The 17,577-nt window shown below is 69.6% G+C and carries 15 protein-coding genes and 2 pseudogenes; 4 read left to right on the top strand and 13 right to left on the bottom strand.

Annotation, left to right across the window (positions count from 1 at the left end; genetic code table 11):
- Window positions 1-175 precede the first annotated feature (175 nt).
- Window positions 176-994 carry a universal stress protein gene (locus ABZT12_RS17925; protein WP_356384701.1) on the top strand — a complete coding sequence of 273 codons (819 nt, stop codon included), beginning with the start codon at window positions 176-178 and terminating at the stop codon, window positions 992-994.
- A gap of 783 nt (window positions 995-1,777) precedes the next feature.
- On the top strand, window positions 1,778-2,359 hold the full coding sequence (locus tag ABZT12_RS17920; protein WP_356384698.1) for a hypothetical protein: 582 nt from the start codon (window positions 1,778-1,780) through the stop codon (window positions 2,357-2,359).
- Window positions 2,360-2,681: 322 nt separating this feature from the next.
- Here the strand turns inward: ABZT12_RS17920 and ABZT12_RS17915 are convergent, their stop codons facing one another.
- The 9 genes and pseudogenes from ABZT12_RS17915 to ABZT12_RS17875 form a co-directional block, all read right to left on the bottom strand.
- Window positions 2,682-4,202 (bottom strand): AAA family ATPase, encoded by a 1,521-nt coding sequence (locus ABZT12_RS17915; RefSeq protein WP_356384695.1) that lies wholly within the window; start codon window positions 4,200-4,202, stop codon window positions 2,682-2,684.
- Window positions 4,195-5,064: a universal stress protein gene (locus tag ABZT12_RS17910; RefSeq protein WP_356384692.1), complete on the bottom strand. Its 870-nt coding sequence runs from the start codon at window positions 5,062-5,064 to the stop codon at window positions 4,195-4,197. Before ABZT12_RS17910 ends, ABZT12_RS17915 begins: the two co-directional genes overlap by 8 nt.
- 343 nt (window positions 5,065-5,407) lie before the next feature.
- Window positions 5,408-5,824: pseudogene (locus ABZT12_RS17905) on the bottom strand (DUF1203 domain-containing protein); the annotation flags it as partial.
- Window positions 5,825-6,037: 213 nt separating this feature from the next.
- On the bottom strand, window positions 6,038-7,222 hold the full coding sequence (locus tag ABZT12_RS17900; RefSeq protein WP_356384689.1) for a serine hydrolase domain-containing protein: 1,185 nt from the start codon (window positions 7,220-7,222) through the stop codon (window positions 6,038-6,040).
- Window positions 7,223-7,504: 282 nt separating this feature from the next.
- A complete protein-coding gene (locus ABZT12_RS17895) occupies window positions 7,505-8,002 on the bottom strand; it encodes a GNAT family N-acetyltransferase (protein ID WP_356384687.1) in 498 nt (165 codons plus the stop codon).
- A 195-nt stretch (window positions 8,003-8,197) separates the two neighbouring features.
- Window positions 8,198-9,031 (bottom strand): PIG-L family deacetylase, encoded by an 834-nt coding sequence (locus ABZT12_RS17890; protein WP_356384684.1) that lies wholly within the window; start codon window positions 9,029-9,031, stop codon window positions 8,198-8,200.
- Between the two features lie 432 nt (window positions 9,032-9,463).
- On the bottom strand, window positions 9,464-9,877 hold the full coding sequence (locus ABZT12_RS17885) for a peptidoglycan-binding domain-containing protein (protein ID WP_356384681.1): 414 nt from the start codon (window positions 9,875-9,877) through the stop codon (window positions 9,464-9,466).
- A gap of 239 nt (window positions 9,878-10,116) precedes the next feature.
- Window positions 10,117-10,419 carry a protealysin inhibitor emfourin gene (locus tag ABZT12_RS17880; RefSeq protein ID WP_356384678.1) on the bottom strand — a complete coding sequence of 101 codons (303 nt, stop codon included), beginning with the start codon at window positions 10,417-10,419 and terminating at the stop codon, window positions 10,117-10,119.
- A gap of 73 nt (window positions 10,420-10,492) precedes the next feature.
- A complete protein-coding gene (locus tag ABZT12_RS17875; protein ID WP_356384675.1) occupies window positions 10,493-11,701 on the bottom strand; it encodes a M4 family metallopeptidase in 1,209 nt (402 codons plus the stop codon).
- 1,078 nt (window positions 11,702-12,779) lie between these two features.
- Here ABZT12_RS17875 and ABZT12_RS17870 point away from each other — a divergent pair.
- Complete coding sequence (locus ABZT12_RS17870; protein WP_356384672.1) at window positions 12,780-13,691, top strand: DUF6424 family protein; 912 nt, start codon at window positions 12,780-12,782, stop codon at window positions 13,689-13,691.
- 246 nt (window positions 13,692-13,937) lie between these two features.
- On the opposite strand, the gene ABZT12_RS17865 is transcribed toward ABZT12_RS17870, so the two are convergent.
- The 4 genes and pseudogenes from ABZT12_RS17865 to ABZT12_RS17850 all read right to left on the bottom strand — a co-directional run bounded on the left by ABZT12_RS17865 (window position 13,938) and on the right by ABZT12_RS17850 (window position 16,673).
- Window positions 13,938-14,309, bottom strand: coding sequence for a DoxX family protein (locus ABZT12_RS17865; protein ID WP_356384669.1), 372 nt, complete (start codon window positions 14,307-14,309; stop codon window positions 13,938-13,940).
- Window positions 14,310-14,443: 134 nt separating this feature from the next.
- On the bottom strand, window positions 14,444-14,875 hold the full coding sequence (locus ABZT12_RS17860; protein ID WP_356384666.1) for an alpha/beta fold hydrolase: 432 nt from the start codon (window positions 14,873-14,875) through the stop codon (window positions 14,444-14,446).
- A 123-nt stretch (window positions 14,876-14,998) separates the two neighbouring features.
- Window positions 14,999-15,907: an NAD-dependent epimerase/dehydratase family protein gene (locus tag ABZT12_RS17855; RefSeq protein ID WP_356384663.1), complete on the bottom strand. Its 909-nt coding sequence runs from the start codon at window positions 15,905-15,907 to the stop codon at window positions 14,999-15,001.
- An 11-nt stretch (window positions 15,908-15,918) separates the two neighbouring features.
- A pseudogene (locus ABZT12_RS17850) lies at window positions 15,919-16,673 on the bottom strand (SDR family oxidoreductase).
- Window positions 16,674-16,807: 134 nt separating this feature from the next.
- Here ABZT12_RS17850 and ABZT12_RS17845 point away from each other — a divergent pair.
- Window positions 16,808-17,314 (top strand): MarR family winged helix-turn-helix transcriptional regulator, encoded by a 507-nt coding sequence (locus ABZT12_RS17845; RefSeq protein ID WP_356384660.1) that lies wholly within the window; start codon window positions 16,808-16,810, stop codon window positions 17,312-17,314.
- The last annotated feature ends 263 nt before the right edge of the window (window positions 17,315-17,577 follow it).

Here is a 17,577-nt window from a genome sequence, read left to right as displayed (position 1 = left end):
CGAGGAGTTCCCGCAGGACCCGGGCGAGCAACTGGCCCGTGCGGGGCGCGCGGTTCGAGGGGCGGCCGGCGGATGGGGGCCGCAAGGTCTTGCTCTGGGGACCGTTCGGCCCCAGCGGGCCTCTGTCTTCGCCGGTCAGGGTGGGGAGGGGATCGGAACTGGAAGGCGGTTCGTCATGGAACAAGCGATCATCGTCGGTGTCGACCGGTCGGCCCGCAGCCATGTCGCTGCGGCCTGGGCAGCCCGTGAAGCACTGCGGCGCGGGCTGCCCCTGAAGGTGGTGCACGCGGCGCCGCCGGAGAACCTGGACCCCGTGGAGCACTGGCCGTCCCACCCGGACACGGTGGCGGACCACGTGGTCGCCGAACTCCGCTCGCACCACCCCGGGCTGGAGGTCCGGCCCGTGAGCGTCGCCGGGGCGCCCGCTCCGACCCTGCGGGCGGCGTGCGCGGGGGCGGCGCTGGTCGTGCTCGGGCTGTGCGGAGAGAGCCGGCCGAGCGGAAGCCGGCTGGGCTCGACCGCGTCGGACCTGATCGAGGGCTGCACCGGGCCGCTGGTACTGGTGCCCCGGGCACCCACCACCACGCCCCCGGCCGGAACCGTGACGGTGGGCGTCGATGCCCGGGATGCCGCAGGCGGCGCACTCGGTTTCGCCTTCGAGGAGGCGCGGCTACGAGGCGTGCGACTGCACGCCGTACACGCCTGGGCGCTGCCCGCGAGCGCCGCGCAGTGGCCCTTCGGCGTGCCGGAGGAGGAGCGGGCCACGTGGGAGGACGAGGAGGTGGCCCAGCTGTCCGAGGCGCTGCGTCCGTGGCGCGCGAAGTATCCCGACGTGGACGTGCTGGAGGATGTGCTGCTGTTCAGCCCGGCCCAGGCGCTGGCCCATGCCGCGGAGAGCTCCGCCCTGGTGGTCGTGGGACGGCACGCGTCGCCCGGCTCCACGGTCCGGGCCGTACTGGAGAAGGTGCGGTGCCCGGTGGCCATCGTGCCGTAGGGCGGGCCAGGGCAGGCAGACCGCACGGCCGGCCAACTCCCCCTCCACCCCTCGCTGTTGGGCCTCGCGCGCGGCGACTTGCACCACCGCGAGATCCGTCCGCGAACCGTCCACTGCCACGACTACCGGACCCCTCATCGCACACCGGCCCTCGGCACGGCAGGTGCCGGGCCGCGAGGCCGAGGGTGGAGATACCGGGGCGACCGCCGCGCACCCGCCCATCGCCCCGGGACCGGAGGTGCACCGTGTCCCACCGCCGTCTCTCCGGGCCCTCCTCCGAGGAGGACTGTCCCGTACCGTGGAAGTGGAAGTCCTCCTGGCGTTCGCTCTCTCGATCGCTCAGCCGGCACGGCACGTACGTCCGGGATGGCGGCCAAGTCCTCGCTCGGGCCGAGTGACCAGGCCCGAACGGGTTGGGCGGGTCCGATCAGCCCTTATGCGCGGCCCGCCCGTCCAGTCGGCTCGGGCCAAGCCGAGAGTCACACCCTCGGCGGCCCGCGCTCCTCGGCGCGTGTGATCGCCGGGACAACCGTCATGGAGGCGCGCTGTGTCAGGTAGCCGCGCTGTGCGGTCGGCCTCCTCACGACTTCGCCGCTGTCGGCGCGGGGGCACGCGGTGGACGTTCGCCGAACTCCGGCGGCGTCGTCGCTGGAGCGGCCTGAACGGCCCGTCAGGGCCCGGCACCGTACCGACCGGCACCCGACAGCACCTGTTCGGCCCAAGCCACTCCATGTTCCTGGCTGACACCGTCGTGATGGTGACCACGAGGAGGAGGTGCGGACCATGGGCAGGGGCAAGCGGACGAAGAAGCGGCTGTGGCGGTTGCGGAGCAACCCGTTGCGCCGACGCGACGACATCGTCGAAGCCTGGATCGTCCTGGTCATGTGGACGGTCATCGCGGTGGGCGGCGCACTCGCCGGTCTGGTGACATTCCACGCCGCCGACGAGGTGTTCGCCGGACAGCGCGCCGACCGGCACTCCGTACGGGCCGTACTCCTCACGGACGTCGCGCCATCCACCACGACGGCCGGCGGAGAGCGCGACCGGATCGAGGCCAGGATCGGCTGGACGGCCGGCGACGGCACCCGCCGCACCGGCAGCACACTGGTGGAGACGGGGCAGAAAGCCGGGGGCGGGGTCGTGGTCTGGTTGGACGGCGCCGGCCGTCTCACCACCGAGCCGCCGAGCCCGACCGCCGCGAGGCTCGAATCTCTCGTCCTCGGCCTGACAGCCGCGCTCGCCTTCGCCGGGACGGGGCTGGGCACCGGAGCGGCCTTGCGGTACCGGCTGGACCAACGGCGCGTCGACTCCTGGGGCAAGGAGTGGAACTCGGTGGGGCCGAGCTGGGGTCGCAAGACCGGCTGAGCAAGACTCGCGGGTGGGAAGTACGCGATCTCGGTGAGCGGCCCTACCGGCGACGACGAACTGCACTGCGGCCCAGCCAGGTCTGCACGGCGACGCGTCCGTCCGCCGCGCCAGCGGCCGCGTCGCCGCCCTTGCTCGCGGCGGCTTCGTCGTACACGACGAGACGGGTTCCGCGCCGCCGCTGCCGCGGCCGTAAGACTGCGCCCGACACCGCAGACCGGCCGCCGGTGCGCCACCGCGTCCGCCGACGCGACCACGCACGTGCTCCGGCTCGCCAGGGGGCAGCTCTCGCAACCCGACCCCGCGCCGCCATGGGTCCCCGTCAGTCCGGCTCCATGTACGGGCGGCGGAAGACCGGGGCCTGGCCGGTGCCCCAGGGACGTACGGCGGCCAGCGACCGGGCGACCGCGGACTCCAACGGGCCGCTGGTGTCGACGGCGACGGCTTCGGGCCACGCGGGTTCCCGGGCCGCCATGGTGGTGGCGATGTCGAGATCGGCGTCGGAGGGGCCGGAGGCGCGGCTGCTCAGGCGGGCCGCCGACACGTCGTCCGGGACGTGACAGCGCAGGGCGACCAGCTCGGCGCTGGTGCGTTCGGCCACCTGCCGTGCCGCTTCACGCTGCGCCAGGTCCGACCAGGTGGCGTCCAGCACGACGGACTCGCCCGCGGACAGCAGCGTGTCCGCCCGGTCGAGCAGGGTGGCGTAGGTCCTGGCGGTCCACTCGGGTGTGTACAGCCCTTCGCCGTAGCCGGCCGCCGCGGACTGCTCCGGCGGAATGCCCGCCAGTTCCTTGCGGACCCGGTCGCTGCTGAGCAGAGTGACCCCGAGCCGGTCGGCCAGCGCGCCGGAGAGGGTGGACTTCCCGCTGCCCGGCAGCCCGCCGACGAGTGTCAGGCCGACGGCGGAGGTGCGCAGGTGGCGCAGCGTCGTGGAGACCAGCCCGCGGGTCGCCGCCTCCGCGCCCGGTGCGCCCTGGCGGGCCTGGATCAGCGAGACCTTGGCGCGGACGAACGCGCGGTAGGCGACGTAGTGGTGCCACAGTGACGCCGGAGCGGGATCGCCGGAGTACTGCCCGTACGCCGCGAGGAAGTACGCGGCGGCTTCCGGGGCTCCCAGTTGCTCCAGGTCCATGGCGAGGAAGGCGGCGTCGTCCAGGCCGTCGACGTAGCGCAGCCGGTCGTCGAACTCCAGGCAGTCCAGGACGCGGGGGCCGTCGTCGAGGCAGAAGATGTCCTGGGCGAGCAGGTCACCGTGGCCGTCGACCACCCGCCGTTGTGCGATCCGGGCCGCGAACAACCGCTCACGGCCCGCGAGATACCGGCGCACCAGATGTTCGGTCTCCGTCATGCCCGCCGGTACGGAGCCGTCGTCGGCCGACGCGTGGATCTCGGCGAAACTGGCCTCCCAGCGCGATGAAAGGGCGTCTCGCGAGCCCTGCTCGTCCACTTCGGGTCCGCGGGGCGCGTCCGCGTGCCATGTGGCGAGGTGCCGGGCCACGTTCCGCAGGACGTCGTCCAGGACGGCCCCTCCCCGTACGAGGCGGGAGAGACGCCGGTCCGCGGGCATGCGTCGCATCACCACGAGAGGTTCCGGTGCTTGACCGTCCGGGCCGGTGAATCCCCCCAGGCCCAGGTAGACGTCGGGGGCGAAACGGCGGTTGAGGGCGACTTCGCGTTCGCACGCGAGCCTGCGCGCCGCCCACGTGGTGTAGTCCAGGAACCCCAGATCCACCGGTTTCTTGACCTTGTAGGCGCGGTCCCCAGCGAAGAACACGATCGCGGTGTGGGTCTCGCACACCTCCGCGCGCGCGGGCGGCGGACCGGGGTGGCCGGGCTCAGTCATGGGGTACGACGGCGACGGGGCAGCGTCCGTGGTGGATGGCGCCATGGGTGAGGGGACCGAGGTGGGGCGCGGCACCGTGCCGGTGTGCCCGCCGGCCGAGGACCAGCAGTACGGCGCCTTCGGCAGCCCGCACCACGGCCTTGGCGGGGCTCGCCAGACGGATGCTGTCGGCCACGTCCACCTGCGGGTACTTCTCGCGCCAGGGGCGGAGGACCCTGCTCAGCTCGCGCTGCGCGTCCCGCGTCATCTCGTCGGTGGCGGCGTGGTCCACTCCCCAGGGCACGCGTGCGTGCAGCGGCACGCTTCGGCCGTGGACGGCCAGCACCGATACTCCTCTGGCCGCGGCGGTGTGGAACGCGAAGTCGAGCAGGCCGTCGGCGGGTCCGTTCAGTTTCAGGGCGACGACCACGCGGCTCGCAGGCGCGGGATGTGCCTCCTGTACGGGAGTTTCGGCGCGGACGAGTACGACCGGTCGCGCCGCGCGGGCCACGACCGGCATGCTGACATCGCCCAGGAAGTAGCTCTCGACGCCCTCCAGCCCCTGGGAACCCAGCACCAGCAACTCGGACTCCGACGCCGCCTGGAGCAGCGCCTCCTCGGCATCGTCGGCCACCAGACTTCCGACGATGCTCAGGCCCGGGTGGCGGGCTTGCAGTTCGGCTTTCGCGGTGTGCACGAGACGCTTCGCCCAGTAGTTCTGGTCGACCTGGGGGGAAGCGTGCGCGGGCTCCGGCGCCAGCAGGGGCCACGCGTGCAGCAGACGCAGCGTGAGTCTGCGCTTCTCGGCCTCGTCGGCGGCCCAACGGGCGGCGGCGAGGCTCTGGGGTGAACCGTCGAGGCCCACGGTGACGGCTTGTTGCATGGCGGCGGCCTCCGTCTCGTACGAGCTGGATACGACGGTGGATCACGGCGAACGAGTTCTATAGCACGCATGCTCCGAACGTCGCCGAGATACCGAGTGCGGTACGTCTCTCCTTCGAGGAGTACCGCAGTCCCTTGCCCGGCGCATGTGGAGCCGTGCAGAAGCATGCGGGGGAGTCGCCACGCCACCTGCCTCCTCTCGTGGCGAATGCCACGTGCGGCGGCTTCCAGGGTCCAGGTGTCGGCGCCGAACCTGAACGATCGCCTCGGTGGTCCTGACAGAAGCCGTTGATCATGTGGCGGCTTGGGTGGTCCTTGGTCTGGCCGCGGGAATGGTGCGGCTGCTACTGCTCCTTGGCGGAGGGCCGTCGTACCTCGAAGTGGAAGCATCCGTATTCCACTGCTCTGACGTGCCGGAGCACCCCGTCCGGATCGTGGAACGCGTCGTCGAAGGCCGCATCGAAGCCAGTCGTGGCGTCGGCTGCGATCTCCAGAAGGCGGCCACCCGCGCTATGACCCCGGGCGTCATAGCGGCGCACGGTACGCAGTGCGCCTGGCCGAGCGAAGGGGTAGTTCTCGCCGGGGGTGAACCCGCCGCAGTCCTCGGCATGGATGAAGGCGGGACCCTGTTCGTCGTACGCGCCCGGATCCGCACCTCTCGTAGCGGCCCAGCGACGCAACGGAGCGTACGAGACCAGGGCGATCCGCTCGCCGAGCGTGATGGGGCGCAGGCAGCGGCGCAGCGGGGAGCCCGTGTCGTCACCAGCCGCGGGCCGTCAAGTCCAGCACCCGGCCAACAACGTGATCCCCTGTTGGAGGTGACTCGCTTGTGGGCGGGGCGAGGCTGGCGGCGAAGACGAGGTGTCGCCGAGGTGAGCCCGACAGCCATGAAAGACGAAGGGTTGCGCAACGCTGATGCGCAACACCAGGGAGCGCAGCGCCGAGTGCACCACCCACTGGCCGCACCGACGCGATCACTCACGTGCTGGAGCCCCGGCGCACAGTGCGTGGTCGATCAGGGCGCTGGCCGCGTTCTCCTGGTCCAGTATGTGTTCCAGGCTGTCGCCACGCGCCTCGGACATGGAGACCACGACGCTTCGCCCGCCGTTGTCGGTGACGCCGTTGAGGGTGATGTAGCCGCCGTCCCCGCCCTCATGGCTCCAGTAGGTTCCTCCGCAACTCAGGGGGCGTTCGACCAGACCGAGCCCGTAACGGCCGCCGGGCCACAGCTGTTGGACCTCCGCGCTCACCGGGACAGTCTGCTTCATCTGGGCCAGCTGCCGTGCCGGTAGCAGGCGGCCGTCGAGCAGCGCGCGGAGGAAGCGGTTCTCGTCCCGCGTGGTCGTGACCCAGGAGAGGTTCTCGTAGTCCACTGGTATCTGGTCGGTGACGTCCGTCCGGGAACCGGGGCCGAAGAGCTGGTAGGCCTGGGCGTGGGGCCGGGGCAGGGTGGGCGAGGTGCCCATCCACCTGGTGTGGTCGAGGTGGAGCGGGCGCAGGACGCGGTTCTCGATCTCCTGGTGGGCGGGTTGACCGGTGGCCTTCTGGATGATCATGTCGAGCAGGACGTAGCCGGTGTTGGAGTACGCCCAGCCGTCGCCGGGAAGGAAGTCCTCCGGCTCGTGGGCCATGGCGAGGTCGACCAGCTGCTCGGGTTCGTAGACGGTGTGGCGCTGCTGGTAGTACTCCTGCGGCGTGGCGTATCCGGGCAGGTCGTCACGGATGCCGCTGGTGTGCTGGAGCAGTTGGCGGACGGAGATCCGGCTGCCGTCGTTGCCGTTGCCCCGCACCACTCCGGGCAGCCATCGGTCGACGGTGTCGTTCAGGGACAGCCTGCCCTCGGCCTCCAGTTGGAGGACCACGGTGGCGACCAGCGTCTTGGAGGTGCTGGCCATACGGAAGTAACCGTCGGCGGGAACTGGGCGGCCCGTGTTCAGGTCGGCGGTGCCCGTGGTAGCGACCGACTGCCTGCCGTCAGGCTCGATCACGCGGGCCTGCACACCGCTGATGCCGAGGGTCCGGATCGCCTCGGTGTCGCGGCGTAACTGCCCCCCACGGGAGGGATCAGCGGGCTGGGCGACGGCGGGGGCCACCCCGGTGGCGAGCAGCGTGGCGACGCCGGCCGCCATGGCGAGGTGCTTTCGCAGAGTCAGAGCCATGACTGAACGCTAGATTCGCCCCTCAACGGGGCCGATCCGGCGCACCCCCGGGATCGAACTGGGGATATCCCCAGCGCGGGCCATCATCAGCCCGGCGTCGGTCTGCCGGGCGCGGTGTCACGGTGGGCGTGCCGGACGGGAGGGAGTCGCCAGGAGAGGCCGCCGGCGACTCCCCCGCCGTGGCAGAGACGGCGGCACACACGGAGCGCGCGGCGTCCAGCGGCTCGCGCATGCCGGCCACCACGCAGCCGAAGCCGACGCCTTGCGAACCGGCCCACCGCGTCATTCCGAAGGAATACGGAATTCGAATTCGGGACGGTCCCACGGCACGGCCGGCGGGTTCGCGAACGCGGTCCCGGTCCGCACCGCACCGACGCGGTGGTAGAAGTCCTCGGCGGGAACGTGCGACACGACCTTGACTCGGTCGAGCCCGGCGGCACGAGCCTCGGACCGCATGTGCGCGACGAGCAGCCGACCGATACCGCGTCCCTGCGCATGGTCGGCGACGAACAGCAGGTCGAGCTCCGGCGGAGCGAGAACGAGCGAGTAGAAGCCGAGGAGCGGACCTTGCGGACCTTCCTGCCCGTCGGCGCTGACGGCCACGAAGGTCCGGTGGGTCTCGATGTAATCAGGACCGACTTGGTAGCCCGCCACTGCGGCCGCGTACTTACCCTCGTACGCGCCTGAGCGACGCACGAGCCGCGTGAGCCGTTTGGCATCCCGCGCGACTGCCCTCCGTATCGTGACCGGCGGGCTGATCGGGGAAGTGCGGGAACCCATCGGGAGAGTATCGCGCACCGGGGAACGCCTTCCTGCGGCGGGTCGGCCGCTCGGGCAGGCGTTCCCGCACCGCTCCCGGAAACCTTCCCCGAGCTGACTGACTCCGTCGATCTGGACGACTGTCCGACCGGCACCCGGTATCACCCTGTTCAGTCGATGCGCTCTCCCGATCGAACGGGCGGACGGGCGGCCGGATCAGCGGAGGCCGGCGAAGAGATCGTTCTCGGGCAGCGCCGTGCCGGTGGGGTCCAGGACCCGTACGAAGGTCTCCATGCCCATCAGCTCACCGAACTTCTCCTTGCCCATCTTCAGGAAGAAGATGTTCTCGCCCTGACTGGCGTGCGCGGCGAGCGCGTCGTACTTCTGACCGCTGAACGGTGTGGTCTCCACCCATGTGGTGATCTCGTCGTCGGGCAGGCCGATCTCCGCCAACGCGGCGGCCTCGGCAGAATCCGGCTCCGGGATGTCCGCACCGAACTCGCGCATGATCTCGCCGAACCGCCGCATCAATGAGCGGGGCATCGTGGTCCAGTACACCTTCGGTGTCAGCGTGGTCATCTCCAGCGCCGCCATCGTGATGCGGTGGGCCTGGATGTGGTCGGGGTGGCCGTAGAAGCCGTTCTCGTCGTAGGTGACGACGACATCGGGCCGGTAGTGCCGCATGAGTTCCGCGAGCCGGGCCGCGCCTTCCGCCACGGGGGTGCCCCAGAACGATCCCGGGGCGTCGTTGTTCGGCCAGCCCGCCATCCCGGAGTCGGCGTAGTCCAGCATCTCCAGGTCGCTGACCCCCAGGGCGGCACAGCTGGCCTCAAGTTCCTTTCGGCGCATCGAGGCGACCGTCGCCGGGTCGTGGCCGGGATCGCCCGGCTTGACACCCCCCGGTCCGTCACCGCAACCGCCGTCGGTACACGTCACGAGAACCGTACGGACGCCTTCCGCCGCGTATCGCGCGAGGACGCCTCCGGTTCCGGTGGCCTCGTCGTCGGGGTGGGCGTGTACGGCCATGAGCGTCAACGGCCGGTCAGTCATGAAGCAGTCCTCCTGCGGAAATACGTTCAGTCCAAGTGCGCGGTGGGCGTACCGCGACCCGCACCTGCGGCGCCGGTCCCTCGGTCGATGCAACAGTGCCGGCCCACCCGGCTGTTCCCGGCCTGGCCGCGCGACCACAGGTTTAACTGTCCGTGGCGGCCCGGCAACTGCTCTCGGACGACCGAGCGGCAGCGCGGTGTCACCTGTCACCACGCTGTCTGAGGAAGCCTGCCGGGCGTCTCGCGCAGGGTCGGCCACGCACGGCCGGAGTACTTCAGAGGCCGGCACCGGGGATCTCGACATCGCCATCAGTGCTACGGCGATTGTCACCGAACCACGGTCCAGAAAAGGCCGTTGCAGTCCTTTGCGTTGCAGTCCTTCGGGTGCTTCCCCAGCTCAGGAACCCGCGCCTCAGCCGCACCGTGGGGACCGTCAACAGAACGGAGCGTCCGGTGAGTTGGCCCAGAAGGAGAGGAAGGACCAAGTCTGTGCTCCGACGAGCCCGTCGACGACGATACGGGAACATTGCTGGAATTCCTTCGTCGCGGACCTTGTGCGCTGCCCGAAGACCCCGTCCTCGTCCAGGCCTGCGCCGATGGCCTGATTCAGGTAGCACTGCTCTTGCTGGACCGCACGCCCGGACGAACCTTGCTGAAGGGTCGGGCGGCTCTTGGTGTAGTTGCAGATGTCATCCGGGCCCTGGGAGAAAAGATGGCTTTGATTCGTCGACCGGTGCACGACCTGAACACCGGAAGCCGAAGGCGCAGCAGTTCCACTGGACGCAGCAACAGACGGCGCGCCCGCCAGGGCAATCGGAAGAGCCAGGGCCGCTGCGGCGGTGAACACACGTCGCATCCTCATCACCTCCAAGAAGAGAGAGTCCCCTCTTCATCGTGCCTTTCTGACAACCTGGTCGCATCTCAGGAGGCCGACGGTGCGGAATGCCATGAGCGGCAGAATCCACTCAGTTCCAGCGCTGCCGACTCACTCGTGTGGGGGTCCGTCAGCAAGATGAGGGCCCCTCACACACCGTACGGCGCACAGGAGTTGCACCCGGCTGCGTGCGGGCGGCGCTCACCAGCTTGTCACTGCTGCGCGGCGTGTTGCTCAAGCCAGCTCAGCAGGGCCGCGAATGCCGGGGTCATGGTGGCGTCGGACCGGGTCACAGCGGTCGAGCGGCCGCCGTCCTCCACCGTGATCGTGTAGCTCATGGCGTCCCTGGCGCGACTGGGCCGTTTCTCCTCGGCCTCAGGAACGGCCGCCGCCACCAGCCGGTCCAGCTCCTCCGCCGAGTCTTCGGGCAGGGCATCGGAGTTCAGCGACTGGGGCGGGAGGCCCAGGCGGACAGCAGCCGCCTGACCTCCGTACGTTTCCCAGGTCACCTTCATCGGGCACACCCTCCCGGCCGGCCGACCGGCAGTGTCGTCGCCGCTCGGCTTCGCCCGCGTCCACCGCCGTCGGTCACTTGCCCTTCAGCGCGGTCACGTCCTTGGCCAGCCCCGTCACCTGAGCGGCGAGTGCGCCGATCTGCTGACTCATCGGTGTCAGGCCCTCGTCCCCGCTGGTGCCGCCGTTCCGGTCGGCGGCGAGGCTTCGGGCCCGGGCGACGCCTGCCAGGATCCCGCTGATCTGGATGCCTACGTCCTGCCAGGCCGCCAGCACGGCCAGCTGTTCGGCGCTGTCCTCGCCGAACAGTTCCGCGGCCTTCCGGTAGGTGGTGTTCGCGAAGTCCTGGAACTGGGTCTCGGAGTTGGAGGCCTTGAGCGCTTCGAACCAGATGAGCCCGGGAGCCTCCCACGCGTATCCGCCGAGGCGCGTCGCCATCAGGAAGAACGCCTTGTTCGGGATGCCGGAGTTGACGTGCACCCCGCCGAGGTCGCCCCTCTCGGTGTCCGGCAGGCTGACGAAGTACTCCATGTGGTCGGGTTGGGGGTCCTTGCCGAACAGCTCGTTGTCGTACGCGTGCCCCGGCGCCCTCATCGATCGCAGGGCGTCGGCGCCGATTCCCGGAGTGAAGATGTCAGGACCGATCAGCCAGTCCGCCTCATCGACCGACTGCTTCAGCGACCACTGTTTGACCAGCGACCCGAAGACGTCCGACATGGATTCGTTCAACGCCCCGGACTGGTTGTGGTACTTGAGGCCCGCAGTGAGCTCAGTGACTCCGTGCGTCAACTCGTGCCCGATCACGTCGGTGGATCCGGTGAAGTCGGAGAACAGCTTCCCGTCCCCGTCACCGAAAATCATCTGCTGCCCGTCCCAGAAGGCGTTGTTGAACTTCTCGCCGAAGTGGACGAACGCGTCCAGGCGCATCCCCTCGCCGTCGATCGAGTTGCGGTTGAACACCGTCCTGTAGAAGTCGCGTGTCGTTCCGAGTCCGTCGAACGCACGGTTGACGGACGCGTCCGCGGGTTCCGGTGCGTCCTCCGACCGGGCGAGAACAGCCGACGGAAGGAGGATGCTGTGCGTGCAGTCGAAGACGGTCCGTCGGCCATCGCCGGGGGTGGCGACGCCGGCGAAGGACGCCCGGACACTGCGCTCACCCCGCAACCGAGCGGTGGTCAGCAAGGTGTTCAGCACGACCTGGCGCATGTCGCTGTCGTCGCTGCCCATTATTTTTTCGAGCATGTGTGGGGGGATGATGCAATTGAGGTGGCTGGTCCTGATCATGTGACACCTCGCGTACAGGAAGAGAGATGGAGTCTCACTCATCGGAAGTTGGTGCGTGGATTGTTCTCCGTGTTCCAGGACAAGCACGCCGCCCCGGCTGGAGCTCGCCTTCGTCGGATGTCCACGCCGAAAACGGCTCATCGACGGCGTTGATCACCAAGCGGGCGCATTCCGCTGTGCCCCGACAATCGCGTCTGCCGCGCCCGACAACACCTGCTCCGCGCTTTGGGACGGCGGAATTCCGGGATGCCGGCTCAGCCGTGCAGCGGGCGGTTTCCTTGTCTGCTTCGTGCGCATCACCGAAGAGGCGAAAACCGAGTCTCCTTCGAGTATCCGCTCGGTGCCGACGCCCCGCACCCCGAGTGACGCCCTGCTTCCCACCATGGCGCGAACCCGGTAGGTGTCCCCCCAGGGCCCCAACTCCCCCGCGTGCGCGGCCACTTCGGTCGCGATGTCGAGGTGCACCACCGTGCTTCACTTCTGCACGACCTCATGTGATTGCCGAGACAACGATATTGGTGACGAACCGTTCAAGAGTTTCGCCGATGCTCCACCAAGCGCCGTGCCGCCCTCGGCTGCGCGAGCGAAGAGGAGCGGACTTCCGCCTTCTCCATCATCCGCCCTGGGTTGCGCTGTCGCATCCTGAGATGTACACGAATGCCATTCGACTACGGGCAAGTCGTTGACGGAGAATTACATTTGACGGCTCAACCGTACGGTTGCTCGTTCAACTTGACCACAGCGCGCCCGGGCCCGTCCTTCAACTGCCTTTCCCTGAGCGCCATGCATTCAGCCGGGTACGGGCGAGTGGCTCGACAGGAGTGCGGCACCCCGAGTTGCCGAGAGTGCCCGGCGGCCGCTGTGTTCCAGCCTGCGGGACGAGCCGAGGGCGCGGCAGGTGTGCCCGCCAGGACCGCGGTTGGGACACGCCAACTGACCGACCTACGGCGGGACTTGGACAGAAGTGACAGCTGCCCGCCGACTGGCCCGGCCTTGACTGCGGGCGCACGATGGAAGAAGAGGCGCAAGCACTGCGGGTCTGACGCAAGTCCGCGTCACCGGCGCGAGGAGGCCCACCATGACCGACACCGCTTCACCTTCGGCAACCGGTTCTGGACCCCCGGCAACACTGATACTCGGCGGCACCGAATCGGAGAACCACCCCTGGAAGATACAGCTGGTCGATCATCCCCCGCGTTTTGAGTCGACGTTCTTCCAGGCCGCGGAGAAGGTCGCGCACAAGATCCTCGCGGAGATGAACGAGGACGACCTCCCCTACGGGCCCCAGCCCCCCAGCACCGAACACTGGGAGATGCACCACGGCGGCAGTCTGTGGGTCAAGGGGGCCGGCGGCTGGCGGATGTACCGCGCGCGGGTCGGCATCGAGTGGAGCATGCAGTTCTGCGCCGACCCGGCGAAGGTGGACCGTCTGCGACGGGAGGCCGCCGAGCTTGTCGGTGCCTTCCCGGACACCCTGCCCGCCCTGGCGCAACTGGGTTACGAGAGCACCGAAAGGCTGCTGCGCACGCCGATCACGGACGCCGACGGCGTCGAGCAGTGGACCGACTCCCTGTTCAACGCGTGCGTGCCGATGGGCCATGGCAACCACCAGGGCGTCCTGCCCAAGGTTCCCGGCGAACACCACTACCCGTGGCCCGTCAAGGGCGCTGACTTCGTCCGGTACGACGACTTCCAGCTGTGGGTGACTCTGCCCGACGGTACCCACGGCGCTGTGGCCCCGGTGGACCGGCGCGGATCGGGCGACGGACACGTACGCCTGATGCACGCGCCCGAGGGAAGCCCTGCGGGTGAAGCCCTCGTCAGAGCCCAGAGCCTCGGGAAGATGGCGGTCTTCCCGAGCCAACAGCACCGTCGCCCTGGAGGCGTTCAGTCAGCAGATCGAGCCGGGGCGACGCACCGCGGCCGGCACCCTTGTCACCGCCGCGACGCCACGACGGGGCTGAGCGGGGCCGGCGCATCAGCGGTTTGAGTGGCAACTCCCGTCACCGGGCGACCACTTGGACGAGACGCACCCAAATGGTCAGGGACGGTCCGCTCATCCTCAGAGGCTCGCGACAGCGGAAGAGGCGAAGTCGCCCCGCCCGAGGGTCAGGTGATCGACAGTCTGAACACCGGTTCTGGGCAAGGCGAGTTCGGCGACAAGTGACCGCATGCGGTGCGGTGTCGCCGGGAACGAGGAGCGGCGCGGCCAGGACCGTGCCGCTCTTTCACCGGATCAGAATGCGTACGGCCCGAACCGGCCCCCTGCCACTATCGCGGCCAGGATCAGCAGTACTCCGCTGGGTGCCAGCGCCGGGATCTCTCCGCGTCGCAGGTGCATCGCCACGGCGCCGATCATCACCAGGGCCAGTCCGGTTGCGGCGATCGGGACCAGAAGCGGCGCCGTGTTGGCCATGGCGGGCAGGACCACGCCTATCGCGCCCAGTACCTCCAGCGCGCCGATCGCGTGGGGAGCCCAGCTCGGTGCATCCTCGGCCCAGTCCTGGGCGGCGACGTACTTCTCGTGGGGCAGGGCCAGCTTGAACAGGCCGGAGAAAAGGAAAGCCGCGGCGAGCAGTGCGGCGATGACCCACAGCAGAATGTTCATGATTTCCCATCCGTAGAAGAAACTTGCACACGGAGTCGACCGGACAACCGGGTGGCGGGTCGGACGTCATGCGAGGAACGCGGTCACCGCCTTGGTGAACCAGTCGGGGTCTTTTTCGGCGACGAAGTGCCCGGTCAGGGCGACCGCGCCCTGCACGTCGTCCGTGTAAGAGGCCAGGGCCTGCGCGGTGGAGGTGCCGGAGTGGGTAGAGCCGACGGCGAGAAGGCGAAGGCGACCATGGAGCCGATGTCGTGGCCGGCGACAGCGACGAGGCCCGTGAGGTTCAGGGCGGTGAGGATGCCGCGTATGTCGTCGGCCTGGTTGGTCTTGGCGTAGCCGCCCTTGGGCCGGTCACTGTTGCCGGTGCCGCGCAGGTCGGGCACGCCGACGGTGTGGTTCTGGGCGAGGTCCGGCATGACGCGGGCCCAGGCGCGTGAGGTCTGGGGCCAGCCATGGAGCAGGACCAGGACAGGACCGCTGCCGCCGACCGCGACCGACAGGCGGGTGTCGTTGGTGTCGATCCGCTGCACGGAGAAGCCGGCGGGAAGCCAGTCGACAGTACTCATGACAGGGGCCTTTCATCGAAGACAAGTAGTCGACAGGGGTGCTGAGGGGAAGGCCGTACCGAGGCGCTTCGAGGTGGAAGGCCGCGCCATCACGGGTGACACGTGGCGGTGGCGAAGTCGTGGTCACCCTGTGGGGGTGGCCAACCGACGCAGGCGTTCCTCGCCGATCATCGTCAGCATGTCGGTGTGCTGAGGCTGCCAGCCCAGCTCCTGCTGTGCGCGGACAGCGCGGATGCGGCCGGAGACGGCCATGATGAGGGCCCCGAATTCGCCCCACACGCCGGTGGCCTCCTCGGGGGGGAGGCTGCGTGTCTCGACGCCGAGGTCGGCGGCGACGCGTTCGGCTATCCAGCGGTTGGGGGTCTCTCCGGCCACGGCGTGGTACAGCCCACCGGGCCGGCCCTTTTCCAGGGCGGGGGAGAACAGGCGGGTCACGTCGTCGCCGTGGACGTGACTGTAGGTGTTCAGCCCTTCCCCGACGTAGCAGGCTGCTCCTGTCGCGGCCACCGACCGGTAGACCATCGACACGTGCCCGTGATCGCCGGGCCCCCAGATCAGACCGGGCCGGAGGAGCATCGCGCGCAGCCCGTCCTGGGCAGCGGCCAGGACGGCATCCTCGGCGGCCTTACGGTAGTCGGCCAGGGGTTCGGGCGTGAACGGGTCGTCCTCGGCGAAGACATCCGGACTCCAGGCGCCGGCGGTGCGCTGTACCAGCACTCCGTTACCGGACAGGAAGATCAGCGTCTTGTCCGTGCCGGACAGGGCTCGGGTGAGATCTTGAACGCTTGCGGTCTCCTGCTCCGGTCCCGCCTGGGCGGCATAGAGGACCGCGTCGGCGGTCCGAGCCGTCTCGACGACGGCGGCACGGTGCTCGCCCAGGTCGCCTGCCACGGGGGTGATGCCCTGGGAGTCGAGAGTGGCGGCAGCGCTCCCGGTGCGGGCCAGGCCGGTGACCGTGTGACCTTCGGCGGACAGGTGCCGGGCCAGGGTGCCGCCTACGAAGCCGGTGGCGCCGATGATGAAGACGTTCATGGCGAGGCTCCTCAGGAGGGCATGGCGCTGAGCTCGCCGCCGTCGGCGGACAGGACGGCGCCGTTGACGTAGGAGCTGGCCTCACTGACCAGGAACGAGACGATGTCGGCGATCTCCCTGGGGTCTCCGGCGCGGCCGCGAGCGTGGGTCTTGTCCAGCATCGCGGTGTGCTCGCCGAGCATGGCCTTGGTGCCCTCGGTGTGCACCGGACCGGGCGAGACGGTGTTGACCCGCACGCCGGACGGGCCGAACTCGGTCGCCCAGTAGCGGGTGAGGATCTCCGCGCCGGCCTTGGATGCGCCGTAGGGGGCGCCGATGGGGGCGGGCATGCGGGCCGCACTGGAGCCGACGATCACGATCGAGCCGTGGCCGCGTTCGGCCATGCCCGGTGCCAGCGCGCCGGCCAGCAGGAACGGGGCGCGCGTATTGACCGCGACCTGTCGGTCGAAGCTCCCGGCGTCGTTCACGGCCGTCGGGGCGAACTCGTACAGGCCCGCGCTGTTGACCAGGATGTCCACCGCCCCGGCCTCGGCGGCCAGACGCAACGTGTCTTCGGCGTCAGTGAGGTCGGCGCGGCGATGAAACGGGCACCGCCGCCCTCGCTCTCGATCTCCTTGACCAGGGCCTCGCCACGGGCCTGATCGCGACCGTGCAGGACGACATTCGCGCCCTGGGCGGCAAGGTTCCGCGCGAGGGCCTTGCCGATGCCTGACGTTGCTCCGGTGACGAGTGCGGTACGGCCCTGCAAAGCGGTGCTGGCGCTCATAGTGATCTTCCTTGTTGGGGTGCTCAGAGCGCGCGGTACGGATCACGCCCGGCGTCCTTCACGATCCACTATGCATGGCAGATGTTCTGTTCGCAAGAACGTCTGCCGTCGAGCGCATGTAGTACGGTATGCGGGTGAGCGCATCCATGTCCGAGAGCAAGAAGCCGCGCGCCGAGGCGGAATCCCTGGCGCTGGACACCGACCTGGGCTGGGCGATCCGCATGGTCTCCGCGGCGTTCCGCCGCGTCGCCACCGACTCCGTCGCCGACCTGCCCGGCGGAGCCCGCGGCTACCTGGTCCTGGTGGCACTGGCCGGCGGCAGTGAGCCGCCGTCACAACTCGCTCTGGCCAAAGAGGTGAGTCTCGATCGCACCGTGATGACCTACCTCCTCGACGACCTCGAAGCCCACGAGCTGGTGACCCGTAAGCCGGACCCGCGCGACCGGCGCGCCCGCCAGGTCCTCATCACCGCCACCGGACGCGCCCGCCTCACGGAAGTACGGCAAAGCCTCGGCGCCGCCGAAGCGCGCCTCCTCACCGACCTCGGCCCCAAGGACACCGAGCAGCTGCGGACACTGCTCGCGCGCGTCGCACAGACCGCGCAGCGCGAAGTCATCGCGCCGCACGATGCGGAGTGCTAGCCACACCGCCACACGCACGGGCTTGTGGCGCAGCCGCTGGACAGAGGACCGAGCCGCCGACCAGTGTGAGAACGCCCCCTTCTCAAGGCTCGCGCGGCGCGGGCACAACGTGCGGCGCGCCCCGGCCTGCCGGGCCGGAGGCCACCCGCTCGGCGAAGAACCTGGAGAACTTCTTCGGCCGGGAAGCACCGCAGAGCGTAGTCACTCTGTTCGATCCCTCCTGATACCGCAGTCCGGGTTCGCGATCTTGCTACGGACCTGGC

Source organism: Streptomyces sp. NPDC005423, assembly GCF_040606415.1.
In the GTDB taxonomy this organism is placed as follows: domain Bacteria; phylum Actinomycetota; class Actinomycetes; order Streptomycetales; family Streptomycetaceae; genus Streptomyces.
This window is presented reverse-complemented; position numbering and strand designations above follow the sequence as displayed.

Excerpts from the sequence above, each read along its gene's own strand:
- ABZT12_RS17925 (WP_356384701.1), top strand. The coding sequence starts at position 176 with ATGGAACAAGCGATCATCGTCGGTGTCGACCGGTCGGCCCGCAGCCAT.
- ABZT12_RS17920 (WP_356384698.1), top strand. The coding sequence starts at position 1,778 with ATGGGCAGGGGCAAGCGGACGAAGAAGCGGCTGTGGCGGTTGCGGAGC.
- ABZT12_RS17915 (WP_356384695.1), bottom strand. The coding sequence starts at position 4,202 with ATGACTGAGCCCGGCCACCCCGGTCCGCCGCCCGCGCGCGCGGAGGTG.
- ABZT12_RS17910 (WP_356384692.1), bottom strand. The coding sequence starts at position 5,064 with ATGCAACAAGCCGTCACCGTGGGCCTCGACGGTTCACCCCAGAGCCTC.
- ABZT12_RS17900 (WP_356384689.1), bottom strand. The coding sequence starts at position 7,222 with ATGGCTCTGACTCTGCGAAAGCACCTCGCCATGGCGGCCGGCGTCGCC.
- ABZT12_RS17895 (WP_356384687.1), bottom strand. The coding sequence starts at position 8,002 with ATGGGTTCCCGCACTTCCCCGATCAGCCCGCCGGTCACGATACGGAGG.
- ABZT12_RS17890 (WP_356384684.1), bottom strand. The coding sequence starts at position 9,031 with ATGACTGACCGGCCGTTGACGCTCATGGCCGTACACGCCCACCCCGAC.
- ABZT12_RS17880 (WP_356384678.1), bottom strand. The coding sequence starts at position 10,419 with ATGAAGGTGACCTGGGAAACGTACGGAGGTCAGGCGGCTGCTGTCCGC.
- ABZT12_RS17875 (WP_356384675.1), bottom strand. The coding sequence starts at position 11,701 with ATGATCAGGACCAGCCACCTCAATTGCATCATCCCCCCACACATGCTC.
- ABZT12_RS17870 (WP_356384672.1), top strand. The coding sequence starts at position 12,780 with ATGACCGACACCGCTTCACCTTCGGCAACCGGTTCTGGACCCCCGGCA.
- ABZT12_RS17865 (WP_356384669.1), bottom strand. The coding sequence starts at position 14,309 with ATGAACATTCTGCTGTGGGTCATCGCCGCACTGCTCGCCGCGGCTTTC.
- ABZT12_RS17860 (WP_356384666.1), bottom strand. The coding sequence starts at position 14,875 with ATGAGTACTGTCGACTGGCTTCCCGCCGGCTTCTCCGTGCAGCGGATC.
- ABZT12_RS17855 (WP_356384663.1), bottom strand. The coding sequence starts at position 15,907 with ATGAACGTCTTCATCATCGGCGCCACCGGCTTCGTAGGCGGCACCCTG.